The sequence below is a fragment of the Pseudooceanicola marinus genome, from assembly GCF_020177265.1.
Lineage (GTDB): Bacteria > Pseudomonadota > Alphaproteobacteria > Rhodobacterales > Rhodobacteraceae > Pseudooceanicola > Pseudooceanicola marinus_A.
Genome location: NZ_JAIVMC010000004.1, coordinates 143,241 through 159,452, shown reverse-complemented (window position 1 = coordinate 159,452; position 16,212 = coordinate 143,241). Strand labels below are relative to the sequence as shown.

At 69.4% G+C, this 16,212-nt stretch carries 13 protein-coding genes and 2 pseudogenes; 5 read left to right on the top strand and 10 right to left on the bottom strand.

All coding sequences use genetic code 11. The annotated features are described in order from the left end of the window. Nucleotides 1-47 precede the first annotated feature (47 nt). A complete protein-coding gene (locus tag LC066_RS07800; RefSeq protein WP_224897750.1) occupies nt 48-1,019 on the top strand; it encodes a 2-dehydropantoate 2-reductase in 972 nt (323 codons plus the stop codon). Here LC066_RS07800 and LC066_RS07795 read toward each other — a convergent pair. Beyond that, nucleotides 1,016-1,789, bottom strand: coding sequence for a sulfite exporter TauE/SafE family protein (locus tag LC066_RS07795; RefSeq protein WP_222477340.1), 774 nt, complete (start codon nt 1,787-1,789; stop codon nt 1,016-1,018). The genes LC066_RS07800 and LC066_RS07795 overlap by 4 nt on opposite strands. A gap of 124 nt (nt 1,790-1,913) precedes the next feature. On the opposite strand from LC066_RS07795, the gene rnr reads away from it, so the two are divergent. Both rnr and LC066_RS07785 read left to right on the top strand, forming a co-directional pair. Further along, on the top strand, nt 1,914-4,220 hold the full coding sequence (gene rnr / locus LC066_RS07790; protein WP_224897748.1) for a ribonuclease R: 2,307 nt from the start codon (nt 1,914-1,916) through the stop codon (nt 4,218-4,220). A gap of 132 nt (nt 4,221-4,352) precedes the next feature. Next, nucleotides 4,353-5,810, top strand: coding sequence for a lytic murein transglycosylase (locus tag LC066_RS07785; protein WP_224897746.1), 1,458 nt, complete (start codon nt 4,353-4,355; stop codon nt 5,808-5,810). A gap of 283 nt (nt 5,811-6,093) precedes the next feature. Here LC066_RS07785 and LC066_RS07780 read toward each other — a convergent pair whose 3' ends face one another. From LC066_RS07780 to LC066_RS07760, 6 genes and pseudogenes are all read right to left on the bottom strand, one after another. Continuing rightward, nucleotides 6,094-6,657, bottom strand: a complete 564-nt coding sequence (locus LC066_RS07780; protein WP_222477335.1) for a membrane integrity-associated transporter subunit PqiC — start codon at nt 6,655-6,657, stop codon at nt 6,094-6,096. Nucleotides 6,658-6,659: 2 nt separating this feature from the next. Then, nucleotides 6,660-7,832, bottom strand: a pseudogene (locus LC066_RS21575) (paraquat-inducible protein B); the annotation flags it as partial. A gap of 528 nt (nt 7,833-8,360) precedes the next feature. Then, a pseudogene (locus LC066_RS21570) lies at nt 8,361-8,744 on the bottom strand (MlaD family protein); the annotation flags it as partial. Beyond that, nucleotides 8,741-9,406 carry a paraquat-inducible protein A gene (locus LC066_RS07770; protein WP_222477333.1) on the bottom strand — a complete coding sequence of 222 codons (666 nt, stop codon included), beginning with the start codon at nt 9,404-9,406 and terminating at the stop codon, nt 8,741-8,743. The gene LC066_RS07770 and the pseudogene LC066_RS21570, both read right to left, overlap by 4 nt. Continuing rightward, entirely contained in the window at nt 9,403-10,125 is a 723-nt protein-coding gene (locus LC066_RS07765) for a paraquat-inducible protein A (RefSeq protein WP_224897742.1), read from the bottom strand. The genes LC066_RS07770 and LC066_RS07765 overlap by 4 nt, the downstream gene beginning before the upstream one ends. A gap of 98 nt (nt 10,126-10,223) precedes the next feature. Next, entirely contained in the window at nt 10,224-11,042 is an 819-nt protein-coding gene (locus LC066_RS07760) for a purine-nucleoside phosphorylase (protein WP_224897740.1), read from the bottom strand. A 207-nt stretch (nt 11,043-11,249) separates the two neighbouring features. Here LC066_RS07760 and LC066_RS07755 point away from each other — a divergent pair, with 207 nt between their 5' ends. Both LC066_RS07755 and LC066_RS07750 read left to right on the top strand, forming a co-directional pair. Continuing rightward, nucleotides 11,250-12,431 (top strand): MalY/PatB family protein, encoded by a 1,182-nt coding sequence (locus LC066_RS07755; RefSeq protein ID WP_224897738.1) that lies wholly within the window; start codon nt 11,250-11,252, stop codon nt 12,429-12,431. A gap of 131 nt (nt 12,432-12,562) precedes the next feature. Further along, nucleotides 12,563-13,198, top strand: coding sequence for a VOC family protein (locus tag LC066_RS07750; protein WP_224897736.1), 636 nt, complete (start codon nt 12,563-12,565; stop codon nt 13,196-13,198). Nucleotides 13,199-13,297: 99 nt separating this feature from the next. Here the strand turns inward: LC066_RS07750 and LC066_RS07745 are convergent, their stop codons facing one another. From LC066_RS07745 to glcF, 3 genes are all read right to left on the bottom strand, one after another. Next, the gene (locus LC066_RS07745; RefSeq protein ID WP_085889154.1) at nt 13,298-13,762 is read right to left on the bottom strand and encodes an Hsp20 family protein; all 465 of its coding nucleotides are present in this window, start codon (nt 13,760-13,762) and stop codon (nt 13,298-13,300) included. A 144-nt stretch (nt 13,763-13,906) separates the two neighbouring features. After that, the gene (locus LC066_RS07740) at nt 13,907-14,773 is read right to left on the bottom strand and encodes a trypsin-like serine peptidase (protein WP_412103232.1); all 867 of its coding nucleotides are present in this window, start codon (nt 14,771-14,773) and stop codon (nt 13,907-13,909) included. A gap of 68 nt (nt 14,774-14,841) precedes the next feature. Further along, a complete protein-coding gene (glcF, locus tag LC066_RS07735; protein ID WP_224897735.1) occupies nt 14,842-16,212 on the bottom strand; it encodes a glycolate oxidase subunit GlcF in 1,371 nt (456 codons plus the stop codon).

Genomic DNA, 16,212 nt, shown 5'->3' with positions numbered 1-16,212 from the left:
GCGTATGAAGGAAAGACGGAGCCGGATGGCCCGAGGGGAGTGAGAGCATGAAAGTTGCGGTGATCGGATGCGGGGCTATCGGCGGATGGCTGACGGCGGGGCTGTTGCGCGGCGGCGCCGAGGCGGTGGTACTGGCGCGGGGTGCGACGCTGGCCGCGCTGCGGGCCGAGGGGCTGATGCTGGACGAGGGCGCGGGGCCGGAGCGGATCGCGGTGACGGCCACCGATGACCCGGCGAATCTGGCGGGGGCCGATCTGCTGGTGCTGGGGGTGAAAGCCCATGCGCTGCCCGGTCTGCTGCCCGCCATCGAGGCCGCCATGGGGCCGGAGACGCTGGTGATGCCGGCGGTGAACGGCCTGCCCTTCTGGTTCCTGCAGGATTTCGGCGGCCCGGCCGAGGGGATGGTGCTGGACGCCGTGGATCCCGGCGGGGCGCTGGCCCGGGCCATTCCGGCGGAGCGGATCGTCGGCAACGTGGTGCATGCCGCCTCGCGCACGCCCGCGCCGGGGCAAGTGGAGCTGGTGAAAGCCAACAAGCTGCTGCTGGGTCAGATCACGCCGGGCGGTCCCGTCGCGCGCATCACCGCGCTGGCCGAGGTCTTCCGCAAGGGCGGCATCCCGGCGGAGGAGACCGGCGAGGTCCGGCGCGAGGTCTGGGCAAAGCTCTGGGGCAATTCCAACATGAACCCGCTGTCGGCCCTGTCGCGCGCCGATACCGCCGCCATGCTGGCCGATCCGGGCGTGCGCGCCCTGACCCTGCAGATGATGCGCGAGATGGCCGATCTGGGCGCGCGCATCGGGCTGCCGGGCTTCGACGACATGGACGAACGCATCGCCACGACGCGCAAGCTGGGCCCGATCCGCACCTCGATGTTGCAGGATGTCGAGGCCGGGCGGCGGCTGGAGATCGACCCGATCCTGGGGGCGCTGGTGGAGCTGGCCAGCAAGCTGGAGATGCCGGTGCCCGCCATGGCCGGCGTCTATGGCCTGACCCGGCTGCTGGATGAAAGTCTCGCTTAACCCAGGCCGGTGATGCCGTCCCAGAGCAGCTTCACCGCCGCCAGCGCCACCAGGGCGTAGCAGATCGCGTAGAGGCGGCGAGCGTCCATCCGGCCATGCAGCCGGTGGCCCAGCCATAGCGCCAGCGGGATCACCGGCACGGCGGCGGCCATCAGGATCAGTTCGGACGCGCCGGGCGGCGCCACCAGCATCCAGGGCACCAGCTTGAACAGGTTGGCCGCGGTGAAGACGATGGAGGTCGTACCGGCGTAGAGCCGCGTCGGCAGGTCGCGCGGCAGCAGGTACATGGCCAGCGGCGGGCCGCCCGCATGGGCCACCATCGAGGTGGTGCCGCAGCCCAGCCCCGACAACAGCGCCCCCGGCGCGCTGAAGCCCCGGTGCCCTGTCCTGCGGCCCCCGCGCAGCCACAGCCCGGTGAAGATCAGCGCGATGCCCCCCACCAGGATCGCCACCGCCGGTTCCGGCAGCACCCCCAGCAGGACCGTGCCCAGAAGGGTGCCCGCCAGCACCCCGGGCACCAGCCAGCTGGCGTCCTGCCGGCTCCAGGTTGAGGGGGACCAGTAGCGCAGCCCGAAGAGATCCATCGTCAGGAAGAGCGGGGCCAGCACCACGCCCGCCGTCAGCGGGTCCATCGCCAGCGACATCAGCGGGATACCGATCAGGGCGAAGCCGCCGCCGAAGGCGCCCTTGACGAAGGCGATCATCCCGGCGGCCGCCAGGGTGACGAGCACCGCCACGAGGTCGGGCAGGACGGCAAGGTCGGGCAGCATGGGCGGGGGCCTTCCGGGCAGGGGAAACGCCCGACAGCAAAGGCCGCCGGCGGGGAAAGGTCAAGCGTCCTGCCCTGCCCCTTTTCCCGATGACCCCGCCCGCGCCGCGTGCTAGGGCTGGCCCATGTCCCAGCTACCGACGAAGCAAGAGATCCTCGACTGGATCGCTGCCAACCCCACCCTCACGGCCAAACGCGACATCGCCAAGGCCTTCGGCATCAAGGGCGCCGCCCGGATCGACCTCAAGCGCATCCTGAAGGAGCTTGAGGACGAAGGCGTGCTGGAAAAGCGCAAGAAGACCTACCGTGACCCGGACCGGCTGCCGCCCGTCTCGGTGCTGCTGGTCAATGCGCCCGATGCCGATGGCGACCTGACTGCGCGGCCGCTGGAATGGCATGGCGAAGGGGTGGAACCGGCCGTCCACCTGATCCTGCGCGCCTCGGACCCCGCGCTTGGCGCCGGCGACCGCATCCTGGGCCGGCTGACCCCGATCGAGGGCGAGAATGCCTACGAGGCGCGGCTGATCCGCAAGATCGGCACCAACCCGACCCGCATCCTGGGCGTCTTCCGCATGGGATCCGAAGGCGGGCGGATCGTGCCGATCGACAAGGGCAACGACAAGGAATGGATGGTGCCCGCCGGCGCCACCCATGGCGCCAAGGACGGCGAGCTGGTCGAGGGCGAACAGGCCGGGCCGAAGGCGCGCATGGGCCTGCCCAAGGCGCGCATCGTCGCCCGCCTGGGTGATCCCACGGCCCCGCGCGCCGTCTCGCTGATCGCCATCCACCAGCACGGCATCCCCGATGCCTTCCCTGACGAGGTGATCGCCGAGGCCGACGCCAAGAAGCCCGCCGGCCTGTCGGGCCGCGAGGACCTGCGCGAGCTGCCCCTGGTCACCATCGACCCCAGCGATGCCCGCGACCACGACGACGCCTGCTATGCCGAGGCGGACGACGATCCGAAGAACCCCGGCGGCCATATCCTGTGGGTCGCCATCGCCGACGTGGCCCACTACGTCACCCCCGGCTCCGCCCTGGACCGCGAGGCGAAGCGGCGCGGCAACTCCAGCTATTTCCCCGACCGCGTCGTGCCGATGCTGCCCGACCGGCTGTCAGGCGACCTTTGTTCGCTGCACGAAGGCGTGCCGCGCGCCTGTATCGCCGTGCGCATGGTGCTGGACCGGCATGGCAAGAAGCTGCGCCACACCTTCCACCGCGCCCTGATGCGCTCCGCCGCCTCGCTGGCCTACGAGGACGTGCAGGCCGCCATGGACGGGGCGCCGAACGACAAGACCGCGCCGCTGCTGGAGACGGTGATCAAGCCGCTCTACGAGGCCTACGCCGCGCTGAAGGCCGCGCGCGAGGCACGCCAGCCGCTGAACCTCGACCTGCCGGAGCGCAAGATCGTGCTGTCGGACGAGGGCGAGGTGCTGTCGGTCAACTTCCGCGACCGGCTGGACGCGCACAAGCTGATCGAGGAATTCATGGTGCTGGCCAACGTGGCCGCCGCCGAGACGCTGATCGCCAAGAACTCGCCGCTGCTGTTCCGCGTGCACGAGGAACCCAGCCCCGAGAAGCTGAACGCCCTGCGCGAGACGGCGGATGCCGCCGGCTTCGGCCTGGCCAAGGGACAGGTCCTGAAGACCGCGCATATCAACCGGCTGCTGGACCAGGCGGCGGGCACGGATCAGGCCGAACTGATCAACATGGCCACCCTGCGGTCCATGATGCAGGCCTATTACGCGCCGGTGAACTTCGGCCACTTCGGCCTGGCGTTGCAGAACTACGCCCATTTCACCTCGCCCATCCGGCGCTATTCCGACCTCGTGGTGCACCGCGCGCTGGTCAACGCCCACCACTGGGGCAAGGACGGGCTGACCGCCCAGGACATCGAGAACCTGGAGCAGACCGCCACCCATATCTCGGAGACCGAGCGCCGCTCGATGATGGCGGAACGCGACACGACGGATCGCTACCTGGCCGCCTACCTGTCCGAACGCATCGGGCAGGAGTTCGAGGGCCGCGTCTCGGGCGTGGCCCGCTTCGGTGCCTTCGTGCGGCTGGATGAGACCGGCGCCGACGGGCTGATCCCCATCCGCTCCCTCGGGCAGGAATTCTTCCACTTCGACCGCGAAGCGATGACCCTGATGGGCTCGCAATCGGGGATGCTGGTGGAACCGGGCATGCGGGTGAAGGTGAAGCTGGCCGAAGCCGCCCCCGTCACTGGCGGGCTGGAACTGGAGCTGATCGAGCTGGAGGGCGAGGCCGTCACCCCCGGCCCCCGTGGCGGGCGCCCGGGGCGCGGCGGCCCGCGCAAGAGCTTCGGCAAGGGGAAGGGGAAGCCCAAGGGCAACCCCAAGCGCAAGCTGATCCGCGCCAAGGCCAAGACCGACAAGACCAAGCGCAAGCTGACCCGCAAGCGCAACGGCTGACCGTCGGCCCCGGGCGGTGCGCACGGCGCCCGCCCGCCGGTCCCGCTTTCGCGTCAGCCCATGCTTTCGGCACGGCATTTTTCCGGTTACACTGGGGTTAATAATAACGTCAGAGCAGTCGGATTTTCAGCCATGCGCGTTCCCGCCAAGGCCTTTGCCCTTGCCGCCTTCGCGGCCACCCTCGCCCCGCCGATGAGCGGCGCCGCGGTGGCCGATGCCCCCCAGACCTCCCTGCGCCCGCAGGCCAGGCCCGTGGTCATAGCCGGGTCGGTCACCGCCGCCTCGCTGGCGCAGGTCATCGACCGGGCGACCCCAGCTGCGGCCCCGACCACCGCCCCCGCGTCCCAGGCACAGACGACGCCGCGCGCCAGCGTGATCCTGGCCTCGGCCAGCTCGCTGCGCCCGCGCCTGCGGCCCTCGGCGCTGGCCAGCTCGGGCAGCCGCTCCGCCACGCCGCAGGCGACGCCCGTCGCCGCCGACCCCGGTTTCACCGCCTGGCTGCGCGGCTTCCGCCGTCGCGCCATGGCCGAAGGCATCACCGGTGCCACCTTCGACCGCGCCTTCCGCAACGCCCGCTTCATGCCCGAGGTGATCGCCAAGGACCGCAACCAGTCCGAGTTCACCAAGTCGATCGGCGACTACATGGATGGCGCCGTCTCCGACAGCCGCGTGCGCAATGGCCGGCGCGAGTATTCCCGCAACACGCGGCTTCTTTCGAGCATCGAAAGCAGCTACGGCGTGCCAGGGCAGTACATCACCGCGATCTGGGGGCTGGAGACGGCCTATGGCTCCTACCGGGGCAAGACGCCGCTGATCTCCTCCATGGCGACGCTGGCCTATGAGGGCCGCCGCGGCTCCTTCTACGAGGCGCAGCTGATCGCGCTGCTGAAAGTCGTGCAGCACGGCGACAGCCAGCCGGAGAACATGCTGGGCTCCTGGGCCGGGGCCTCGGGCCATACGCAGTTCATGCCCACCTCCTACCTCGGCTACGCGGTGGACCACACCGGTGACGGGCGGCGCGACATCTGGTCGGACGATCCGTCGGATTCGCTGGCCTCCTCGGCCAACTACCTGGCGAAACACGGCTGGCGGCGCGGTCAGCCCTGGGGGGTCGAGGTGACCCTGCCCGCCAATTTCGACTACACCCAGGCCAACGCGCCGGAACGGATGCCCTCCGCCTGGGCCCGCCTGGGCGTGCGCCCCGCGCGCGGCCAGCTGCGCGACTACGGCAATGCCCGGCTGCTGCTGCTGGCCGGCGCCCGCGGGCCAGCCTTCCTGGTGTTCCACAACTTCGATGTGATCAAGCGCTACAACAACGCCGACACCTACGCCCTGGCCGTGGGCATCCTCGGCGACCGGATCGCCGGCGCGGGTGACATCACTCGCCCCTGGCCGCAGGGGGAACGGATGCTGAAACGGTCCGAGCGGGTGGAACTGCAGCGCCTGCTGACCCGGCGCGGCTATGACACCGGGGGCGTCGACGGCATCCTCGGCTCGCGCTCCACCGCCGCGATTCGCGCCTACCAGCGCTCCATCGGCGCCACGCCGGACGGCCACCCCTCGGTCGCCCTGCTGTCCCGCCTGCGCTGACACAGCCCCGGGCGCGCGCGGCAGGATCCGCGCGCCCCACCCTGATCGCCGCGCGTGGCGCATCCGCCACCCGTCGCAGCGGACAGGACACCAGGCACCCCGCCCCTGTCTTCACGTCGTCGAAAATACTCCGGGGGGAAGTGAGCCCGGCACGGGCTCAAGGGGGGCAGCGCCCCCCGCCCCTTCAGCTATCTGCACAGTCCTTCGAAAAAGACGCGATGCCTCACCGGGCGCTCGCGTCGGGGGCACTGCAAACCAGAGTTGGGCTGGTCCCCTGCCCCTCTCAGCGCAGGCCGTCGCGCGCCACCTGGCCCGCCAGTTCCGCCACCGCCTGCGCCCGGGCCGCCGCGATCTCCGACGGGCCCGGCCCGGCCACCGGGACGGTGATGTCGAACAGCCCCGTCCGGCCACGCCCGCCCAGGTCAGGCGCCACGAAATACTGCCCTGACAGGCGGAAGGTGCCATCGGCCTCGGCCAGCATCTGCTCCACCCGGACCTCCAGTCGCGCCTGAGCCCGGTCGTTGAAGGGCCAGGGCTCGCCCGCCACCTGCACGCCGGTGATCCGGCCCAGATGCCGCGCCAGTTCCAGGCTCATCCCGCGCGATGGCAGATCGGCCCAGAGCACATCGGTCTCGGCGGCCACCGCGCCATCGGCCTGGCGCCGCGCGATCTGCTGACGCTCGGCATAGTCGGGCAGCGACACCTCCAGCACCTCGACGGAGCTGTAGCGGATGCTGACCGGGGCCAGCGTCTCGGGGGCCACGTCGGGCACGGTGTAGAACCGTTCATCGGCGGCGCAGCTGGCGAGGGCCAGGGCGGCGGAGGTGGCAAGGATCAGGTGGCGCATGGTCATCTCCCGAAGAGAATGGAATTGGGGTTGCGTTCCAGCTCGCGCGCCAGGGCGCTGATCGCCTGGGCGGCGCGGTCCAGCTCCCGCAGGGTGCCGCGCAGGTCGCGGCCCACGCCGGCGTCGGCGTCATAGCCCGACAGCACGGTGGCGGCGCGCGACAGGACCCCGCGCGCCTGTTCGATCAGCCGCGGCAGGTCATCCGCGGCCACCTCGATCGACCCGGCGGCATCGCGGGCCGAGGCCAGGGTCTCGTTCAGGTTGGCCACCACGCCGCCCTCGCGCAGCTCGGCCAGGGTGGCGCGCAGCTCGTCCAGGGCCTCGTTCAGATGCGCGGGCAGGTCCCGGGCGCCTTCGGTCGAGAGCACCGCATCGGCGCTTTGCATCAGCCGGTCCAGCGTCGCGGCCAGCTCGTCCAGCGGGACCTGTTCGGCATTGGCGGCAATGGCGTCGATACGGGCCACCACGTCGGGCACGCCGGCAACGGCACCGCTGACACTGTCGGCGGCCGAGGACACACCGTCGAGCGCAGCCGCCAGTTTCTCCGCCGCGGCCTGGGCGTTCAGCGCCGCCACCAGTTCCTCGACCTGATCGGCGATGCCGCCGATCTGTTCGGGCAGCGCCTGCACCGCGTCCGACCCGACCAGGCTACGGGCGTTGCCCAGCAGATCACGCACGTCACCCGGCACCGCGTTCAGCTCTTCATTGCCGGCCAGATTGCCGATGTTGTCCAGCGTATGGATGGCACTGTCGATCAGCTCCTCGATCTTGAGGTTGTTGATCCGCTCCATCACGCCCTCGGCGGTGGCGGAGACGTCGGAAATCGCGCCCTCGGTGGTGGGGAAGGTGATCGAACCGTCCTCGTCCACCACGACCTCGGCGGGTGCGGCATCATCGATCTCGGCCAGCTCCACCTTCAGCCCGCCGGTCAGGATCGAGGCGGTGGCCAGCCGCGCGCGCAGCCCGTCCTCGCGGACGCGATCCTCGAAGAACTGCAGGGGGTCTATCGCCACGCCGGAGGCCTCCAGCCCCAGGCGCTGCGGACGGATCTGCAGGGTGACGGCCAGCCGCACCCGGTTGTCACCGAAGCGGTCCGGATCGACGATGCCGCTGACCGCATCCACGCGGCCGATCCGCAGCCCGCCGTAGGTCACGGGGGCATCCACCGACAGGCCCGCCACGTTCTCCTCGAAGATGGCGTTGAAGACCATTCGCTCTCCGTCCTGCTCGCCGAAGGCGCTGGCTCGGGCCGTGCCCTCGCTGGGATAGACGGTGAAGAGGGTGCCCTCATCCACAGGCTCCCCGCCCGAGACGACGGTGTTGAAGGTCACGCCCCCCGCCAGCAGCGAGGCGACGGAGGAGAAGTCGAGGCTGGCGCCGTTCGGGCCCAGCGAGAAGTTGAACCCGGAGGTATCCCAGAACCGCGTGGCGGAGCTGATGAGCCGGTCATGGGGGGAAAAGATGATCGCGTCGGCCTCGACGGTCGATCCATCCTCGCTGACCTGCGCCTGGCCCAGGTGGCCGACCTCGATGCCGCGGAACTCGATCGGCACGTCGCTGGTCAGATCGCCATCGGCGGAGGCACGCAGGCGGATGCGCAGCCCCTCGCGACCCTCGCGGTTCAGCGGCGCGCGGTCCAGCCCCTCGAAGCTTTCCTGGCCGCCCTGGGCTTCGCTGTCCCAAAGCCCTTCGATGTAGACGCCCGACAGCACGGTGCCGAGGCCCGTCACCCCCCGCGCGGTGACCTGGGGGCGCACGATCCAGAAGGCGGCCTCGTCATCCACGTATTCGGCCACGTCGCGATCCACGCGGATGAAAACCTGCACCCGGCTGAGGCCCTCGCTGAAGCCCACCTTTTCCACCACGCCGACGGCCACGTCGCGATAGCGCAGCTCGGTCTCTCCGGCGGCCACGCCCTCGGCATTGCCGAAGGTGACCTCGATCAGCGGGCCACGTTCGGCATAGCTCTGCCAGGCCACGCCCAGGGCGATTGCCAGGGCGATCACCGGCAGCAGCCAGATCACCGACAGCCGCTGGATGACGGACCGGCGGGTGGAGGTGACATGAACGTCGGGGGTCTCGCTCATCCGGCGGGCTCCTCTTTGGGGTCTTTCGGGGAGGGGGCGGGCAAGGGCGCCAGGTCCGGCACCTCGCCCTCCTCCGCATCCCAGATCAGGCGGCTGTCAAAAGCCATGGCCGAGAACATGGTGAAGATCACCGACAGCGCGAAGTAGAGACTGGCCTGGCCCGGGCGGATCGCCACCACCGCGCCCAGTTGCACCAGCGAACTGAGGATGGCGACGACGAAGACATCGATCATCGACCAGCGTCCGATGTATTCCACGATCTCATGCAGGTGCTGGCGCCGTTCGGCCGACATGCGGCTACCGTGGCGCACGCCGAGGGCCAGGGCCGCGATGACCGAGAACTTGGCCACCGGGATCGCCACCGAGGCCGCGAGGATCACCAGCGCGATCCCCCAGCTGCCATGGCGCCCCAGTTCCAGCGCGCCGCCGATGATCGTGTTGTCCTGGCGGCTGACCAGGGTGCGGGTGATCAGCATCGGATCGAGGTTGGCGGGGATGTAGCAGATCAGCCCCAGCACCCACCACGCCCAGACCTTCTGAAGCCCGAGGGGATTGCGGCTTTGCAGCTTGTGGCCGCAGCGCCCGCAATGGGCGATCCCCGGTTCCCAGACGCGGTTGCAGCGGGTGCAGGCCACCAGGCCCATTTCGCGTGCCGACTTCATGGGGTGCGCCCCGTCGGCAGGTCAGGGGTGCCAGCGCGGGCGGCATCGCGGGCCGCGCGGCGTTCCTTGCGGCCGGGGTGCACCAGGCTGCGGTCAAGGCTGCGCCAGACCGACTGGCGGCAGGTCAGCCCGTCCTGCACCGGCACCAGGATGACCAGGAAGGCGAAGATCCAGAAGGCGGGGCCGAATTCCACCCGCGCCAGGTCGCTGACCTTGATCAGCGCCACGGCACAGCCGATGGCGAAGACCTCGGCCATGGACCAGGGGCGCAGTGCCTCGGACAGGCGGAAGGCGCCGATGGCGCCGGGCCAGGGGGCGCGGTCGCGCACCAGCGGCCACAGCACGTAGATCGACAGCAGCGCCCGCAGCGCCGGGATGAAGACGATCAGCCCGGCCAGCAGAAGGGACAGCAAGGTGAAGAGCGTCGAGGAGGAAAAGGCCAGCGCCGCGTCGAGGATCGAGGAGGCATTGGCCAGCCCGGCCCGGCTGATCCGCAGGAAGGGCAGCGAGGTCGCCGACACCGCCAGGATCAGCACCGAAACCGCCACCGCGATGATCTGCTTGCCCGCGCTCTTGCGGGGCGCGATCAACACGTGATCGCAGCGCCCGCACAGCGCGCGCTGCCCCGGCTGCGGCTCCACCACGTGCTGAACCGCGTCGCATCGCGGACAGGCGATGAGATCGGCAAGCGGATCGGCGGAAGCTTTGGCATGGGCCATGGACGGGCGTCCCGGGGCGGAAAAATCAGGTATCAGCTAGCCTCACCATGCTTCATGTCAAATGGCAAGGCACGCCCCCGAGAGCCCCTTCCGCAGCGTCAGAGCGTCCCGGTCAGCCCGGGCAGCAGCCGGGCGATGATGCCCTTCAGCTTGGCCGCGCCAATGGGGGCGCTGTTCTTGGTGTGCTCGTGGCTGATATTCTCGTCCGACAGGCCCGCGGCCATGTTGGTCACCACGCTGACGGCGGCACAGCGCAGGCCCAGGAAGCGGCCCAGGATGACCTCGGGAACGGTGGACATGCCGACGGTATCGGCGCCCAGCATCTTCAGCATGCGGATCTCGGCCGGCGTTTCGAAGGAGGGACCGGAATACCAGGAATAGACGCCCGACTTGATATCGATGCCCTGGGCCTGGGCCGCCTCCTCGATGGCGGCGCGGATGGCGGGATCGTAGGCATCGGTCATGTTGACGAAACGCGCATCGGTGGGCTCGCCGATCAGCGGGTTCAGACCCGAGTAGTTGATGTGATCGGCGATGATCATCAGGTCGCCCGGCGGAATGTCACCGCGGAAGCTGCCGCAGGCGTTGGTCACCAGCAGCGCCTTGGCGCCCAGTTCTTTCATCACCTCCAGCGGCAGGCGCATCGCGTCCGAACGACCGTTCTCGTAGTAGTGCTCCCGCCCGCTCATCACCGCGACGCGCATGCCGTGCAGGGTGCCGATGACCAGCTCGGCGGAATGGCCGGAGACGCCGGAATGGGGAAAGCCCGGCAGGTCGGTATAGGGGATATGCGTGCCCTCGACCTCATCGGCCAGCGGGCCCAGGCCCGAGCCGAGGATCATCGCCATTTCCACCGGGGCGTCGCCCGCCCGGGCGCGGATCGTCTCGACAAGGGTCTCGATGCTGGGGGCTGTCATGGTGGATCCTCTGCTGTCTGTCGGGTGCCCGCGCCTGCGGGCCGTTCCTTCCCCGGTAGCGGCCTGGCCCGCCTCGGGCAAGCCCTGCCGATGCGACAGCCGCCCGGCTTCGCGCCACTGCACAGGGACGGTCCACCATCCTGCCGGAATCGCCTTGCACCGAGGACCCGAGACGCTAGCGTCGGCTTCGACGCAAAGGAGCCCCGCATGACGACCCCCGATTTCGACGAGATCATCGACCGCCGCGGCACCCATTCCGCGAAATGGGACAACCTGGAAACCTACTACGGCCTGTCCCCGGACGAGGGCATCCCGATGTGGGTGGCCGACATGGATTTCCGTCCGCCGGCCTGCGTCACCCAGGCGCTGCGCGATTTCGTCGACCAGGGCGTCTTCGGCTATTTCGGGGATGACACCGCCTACAAGAACGCGATCGTCTGGTGGATGCAGAACCGCCACGGCTGGGAGGTGGACCCGGTCGCCATCTTCTCCACCCATGGGCTGGTCAACGGCACCGGCCTCTGCCTTCAGGCCTTTACCGAGCCGGGCGACGGGATCGTGATGTTCACGCCGATCTACCATGCCTTCGCCCGGGTGATTAATGCCGCCGACCGCAAGGTGGTGGAATGCCCGATGGTGCTGGACGAAGGGCACTACACGCTCGACTTCGATGCCTACGACGCGCAGATGACCGGCAACGAGAAAATGCTGCTGCTCTGTTCGCCGCATAACCCCGGCGGCCGCGTCTGGACCCAGGCGGAGCTGGAGGGCATGGCGGCCTTCGCGCAGCGCCACGACCTGATCGTCGTGTCGGACGAGATCCACCATGACCTGGTGATGCCCGGGCAAAAGCATATCCCCATGGCCGTGGCCTGCCCCGAGATCGCCGACCGTCTGGTGATGATGACGGCCACCACCAAGACCTTCAACCTGGCCGGCGGGCACGTGGGCAATGTCATCATCCACGACGCCGCCCTGCGCCGGCGGTTCGAGAAGGTGATGGGCGCCCTGGGCATCTCTCCCAACTCCTTCGCGCTGCACATGGCCACCGCCGCCTATTCGCCCGAAGGGGCCGAGTGGGTCGATGCGCTGTGCGACTACCTCGATGGCAACCGGAAGGTCTTCGATGCCGGCATCGAGGCGATCCCGGGGCTGAAATCAATGCGCCTGGAAGGCACCTACCTGGCCTGGGTCGATTTCTCCGGCACCGGCATGGACCCGGCAGAGGTGAAGCGGCGGATCCTGGAAGAGGCGAAGATCGCGGTGAACTACGGCGCGGTCTTCGGTCTGGGCGGCGACGACTTCCAACGGTTCAACCTGGCCACGCCGCGCGCGCGGGTGGAAGAGGCCGTGGCACGGATGCAGGCCGCCTTCGCCGATTTGCAGTGATCGCGAGGGGGCGGGGGCTCTGCTCCCCTTGAGCCCTCATGGGCTCAATTCCCCCCGGGATATGTCCGGCCAACAAATGGAGAGAGGGGCGGAGCGCCCGGAACCGGCGGTCATGCCCTAGGGAGGAAGACATGCAGGCAGACAGCCGTCTGGATCATATCGTGGTCGCCGCCAGCACGCTGGAGGCGGGCCTCGCCTGGACCGAGGAGAGGCTGGGCGTGGCCCTGCCGCCGGCGGGCGGCAAGCATCCCCTGATGGGCACCCACAACCGGGTCATGCGCCTGGGCGAGGCCAGTTTCCTGGAGGTGATCGCCCCGGATCCGGAGGCCCCGGACCCGGGACACGCGCGCTGGTTCGGGCTGGACAACCCGCCGGACAGCCCGCGCCTAGCGCACTGGTTGGTGCGGGTGCCGGGGTTGGTGGCCCGGCGTGACGCCCTGCCCCTGACCTGTGGCCCTGCACTGGCGCAGCAACGCGGCGATCTGCGCTGGAAGATCACCGTGCCCGAAGACGGCCACCTGCCCTTCGGGGGCGTCTTTCCGTCCTTCCTCGACTGGGAATGTGACGAGGCGGCGATCCCGCCGCGCGCCATGCCCGGTGGCGCGTTCACCCTGACCGCGCTGGAGCTGTCGCACCCCCGCGCCGCCCAGGCCGAGACCCTGCTGGCGCCGATCCTGCAGGATGAGCGGGTCCGCTGGGCGGTCTCGGATACCCCCGCCCTCACCGCCCGCCTCACCGGGCCGTCGGGCGAAGTGGTTTTGGGCTGACATCGCAAACACAGAAGGCGCGACCCCCGGATGGAGGCCGCGCCCGACTGAGGTAAGTCCCAGGCGCTCTCATTCCCGGAACTACAGGGCCCGAGGGTATCAGGCGTCCTGTGCGGCGATCGCGCGGTGGTTCACGGTATTGCCACGGGCGATCTCGATCCGGCGCGGCTTCAGTGCTTCGGGCACTTCGCGCACCAGGTCGATGTGGAGCATACCATCGGTATGGGTGGCCCCTGTCACCTGGACATGGTCCGCCAGCTGGAAGCGGCGTTCGAAGGCGCGGGTGGCGATGCCGCGATGCAGGTAGGTGCGGCTGTCGTTTTCCTCCGCCTTGCGGGCAGAGACGACCAGCGCGCGGTCCTTCACCTCGACCGTCAGCTCGTCTTCGGCAAAGCCGGCGACGGCGATCGAGATGCGGTAGGCATCATCGGCGGTTTTTTCAATGTTGTAGGGGGGATAGGTGGATTGGGCGCCGTCATTGGTCAGCACGCGATCCATCATGTCGGCCAGTTGATCGAAGCCAACGGTGGCACGGTAAAGCGGCGCAAGATCGAAGTTACGCATGTCTGTCATCCTTCTCGAAGCGATAACTATGTCTGGTGGCCCTCCCACGGGGACGAGCCGGTCTTTCGGGACCCGTCTGGCGTCCCGTATCCCTGATCTGGGAAGGCGTTTTCGCGATTTCAAGAGGGTGGGCGAGGGTCCGCCTCAGTCGCCGGGGCGGATGAATTTCGCACCGATATCCTCGCGCCCGCCGCCGACGGTGACACGATTGGCCCGCGGCGCGGGCTCCAGCCCGTAGCCCTGGCCGGCGGCCAGTTCGGCCTTCAGCACCGACAGCGGGGTTTCCAGCTCGGTCCCCAGGGCCACTGGCCCGCCGTCGACCTCAGCCTTGGCCGAAACCACCGAGACGATGCGGGGCACGCCGCTGGCAAAGGAGAAGATCGGCGCGCCGGAGCTGCCGTAGTCGACGTTGCACGACGTGACCAGAACCCCGCCCTGACGCGCGATCACGCCGCAGATTTCCTGCAACGACGGCGCCTCGGCCCGGTCATGGGCGTAGGAGACGATGCCCACCTTGTCCCCGGCGGCGGGTCGCATGTCGGTCTGGAAGGGGATGACGGTGGTGTTGCGAATGGGCTGGTACAGCTCCAACAGGGCCAGGTCGTTGCGCACCCGGTCGGCGGAGACGGCGGCCTGGTAGACGTAGTCGGGATGGGTGACCGCGCGACGCACCTGCCGATAGGCGCTGGCGCGGCCGTTGCGCATGCCCGCCAGGAACTCGATCTGGCCGGGGTCGATGCGCGCGCCGCTGCCGCGTTCGTAGAGGCAATGCGCCGCCGTCAGCACCAGGTCGGGCGCCACCAGAGCCCCGGTGCAGAATCCCTTGCCGCCGATATCGAGCCGCCCCACGGCTTCCCAGCCGCGCCCCGCGTCGCCGGTATCCAGACGCTGCAGCGCCGAATCGTCGGGCTGCGCCAGCATCGGGCCACTGACCAGGATGGGCGCCAGAAGGCCAAGCAGGGCTGAGCGAAGGCGCGATCGGCGCGGGGTACGGGCGTGGGGGCGGGGCATTGGGTCTCCGGGGTCTTGCCGCCCTACACTGCCTGCCGCTTCGGGCCAAATTTGGGCGAAGACGGGATTTAATCGCGCAGGTTCGGCACCGGCATCACATCGGGCGTCGCACCAGACACCGAACGGGGCTGCGGCAGCGGATCCCCCGACAGCGAGGGCGGCACCGGCCCGCCCGTGGCCCAGTCCAGCAGTTCCACCGAATGCACCACCGGCACCCCCGTCCCCGATCCGATCTGCATCATGCAGCCGATGTTGCCCGCGGCGATCACCTGCGGGCTCAGCGCCTCCAGCGTGTCGACCTTGCGCGCCTTCAGCTGGCCCGAGATCCCGGGCTGCATCAGGTTGTAGGTGCCCGCGGAGCCGCAGCACAGATGCGCATCGGCGGGCAGAAGCACCTCGAAGCCGGCGGCCTTCAGCAGGGCCTTGGGCGGGTCGGTCACCTTCTGGCCGTGTTGCAGTGAACAGGCGGCGTGATAGGCCACGCGCATTCCCCGCGCGGGGTGATCAGGGGCGACTTCGGGCAGATCCAGTTTGGCCAGCAGCTCGGTGATGTCCATCGCAAGGCCCGCGACCTTCTCCGCCGGGCCCGCAATGTCGCTGTCCCGGAACATATGGCCGTAGTCCTTCACCGTGGTGCCGCAGCCGGAGGTGTTGATGACGATGGCGTCCAGGCCCTCGCCCTCCATCTCCGCCTCCCAGGCGCGGATATTGGCCTCGGCGGCAGCGTGGCTGTCGTCTTCGCGGCCCATGTGATGGGTCAGCGCGCCGCAGCAGCCGGCGCCTTTCGCCACCACCACCTCGACGCCCAGACGGCGCAGCAGGCGAATGGTGGCATCGTTGATGTCGGTGTTCAGCGCGCGCTGCGCACAGCCGGTCATCAGCGCCACGCGCATCCGGCGCGGCGCGGATGGCGCGAAGGTCTGCGGCCGGTCGTTGGGCGAGACGGGCGGCAGGTGGCGCGGTGCCATCTCCAGCATGGCGCGCAGGCGGGCATCGGGGATCAGCCGGCGGAAGGGCCGGGCGATCTTCGCCCCCATCATCGCCAGGCGGAAGCGCCCCGGATAGGGCAGGATGCGCGCAAGCAGGGCCCGCAAGGCGCGGTCATGCCAGGGGCGGCGGTAGTGGGTTTCGATATAGGCGCGGGCATGGTCCACCAGATGCATGTAATGCACGCCCGAGGGACAGGTGGTCATGCAGGCGAGGCAGGACAGGCACCGGTCGATATGCTTGACCGTCTTGGCGTCCGGCACCCGCTCGTTCTCCAACATGTCCTTGATCAGGTAGATGCGGCCCCGCGGGCTGTCCAGCTCGTCGCCCAGCATCTGGTAGGTGGGACAGGTGGCGGTGCAGAACCCGCAATGCACGCAGGCGCGCAGGATCTTGTTGGCGGTAGCCGTACCGGGGTCTTCCAGCTGTTCGGGGGTGAAGTTGGTCTGCAT

Excerpts from the sequence above, each read along its gene's own strand:
- LC066_RS07800 (WP_224897750.1), top strand. The coding sequence starts at position 48 with ATGAAAGTTGCGGTGATCGGATGCGGGGCTATCGGCGGATGGCTGACG.
- LC066_RS07795 (WP_222477340.1), bottom strand. The coding sequence starts at position 1,789 with ATGCTGCCCGACCTTGCCGTCCTGCCCGACCTCGTGGCGGTGCTCGTC.
- rnr (WP_224897748.1), top strand. The coding sequence starts at position 1,914 with ATGTCCCAGCTACCGACGAAGCAAGAGATCCTCGACTGGATCGCTGCC.
- LC066_RS07785 (WP_224897746.1), top strand. The coding sequence starts at position 4,353 with ATGCGCGTTCCCGCCAAGGCCTTTGCCCTTGCCGCCTTCGCGGCCACC.
- LC066_RS07780 (WP_222477335.1), bottom strand. The coding sequence starts at position 6,657 with ATGCGCCACCTGATCCTTGCCACCTCCGCCGCCCTGGCCCTCGCCAGC.
- LC066_RS07770 (WP_222477333.1), bottom strand. The coding sequence starts at position 9,406 with ATGAAGTCGGCACGCGAAATGGGCCTGGTGGCCTGCACCCGCTGCAAC.
- LC066_RS07765 (WP_224897742.1), bottom strand. The coding sequence starts at position 10,125 with ATGGCCCATGCCAAAGCTTCCGCCGATCCGCTTGCCGATCTCATCGCC.
- LC066_RS07760 (WP_224897740.1), bottom strand. The coding sequence starts at position 11,042 with ATGACAGCCCCCAGCATCGAGACCCTTGTCGAGACGATCCGCGCCCGG.
- LC066_RS07755 (WP_224897738.1), top strand. The coding sequence starts at position 11,250 with ATGACGACCCCCGATTTCGACGAGATCATCGACCGCCGCGGCACCCAT.
- LC066_RS07750 (WP_224897736.1), top strand. The coding sequence starts at position 12,563 with ATGCAGGCAGACAGCCGTCTGGATCATATCGTGGTCGCCGCCAGCACG.
- LC066_RS07745 (WP_085889154.1), bottom strand. The coding sequence starts at position 13,762 with ATGCGTAACTTCGATCTTGCGCCGCTTTACCGTGCCACCGTTGGCTTC.
- LC066_RS07740 (WP_412103232.1), bottom strand. The coding sequence starts at position 14,773 with ATGCCCCGCCCCCACGCCCGTACCCCGCGCCGATCGCGCCTTCGCTCA.
- glcF (WP_224897735.1), bottom strand. The coding sequence starts at position 16,212 with ATGCAGACCAACTTCACCCCCGAACAGCTGGAAGACCCCGGTACGGCT.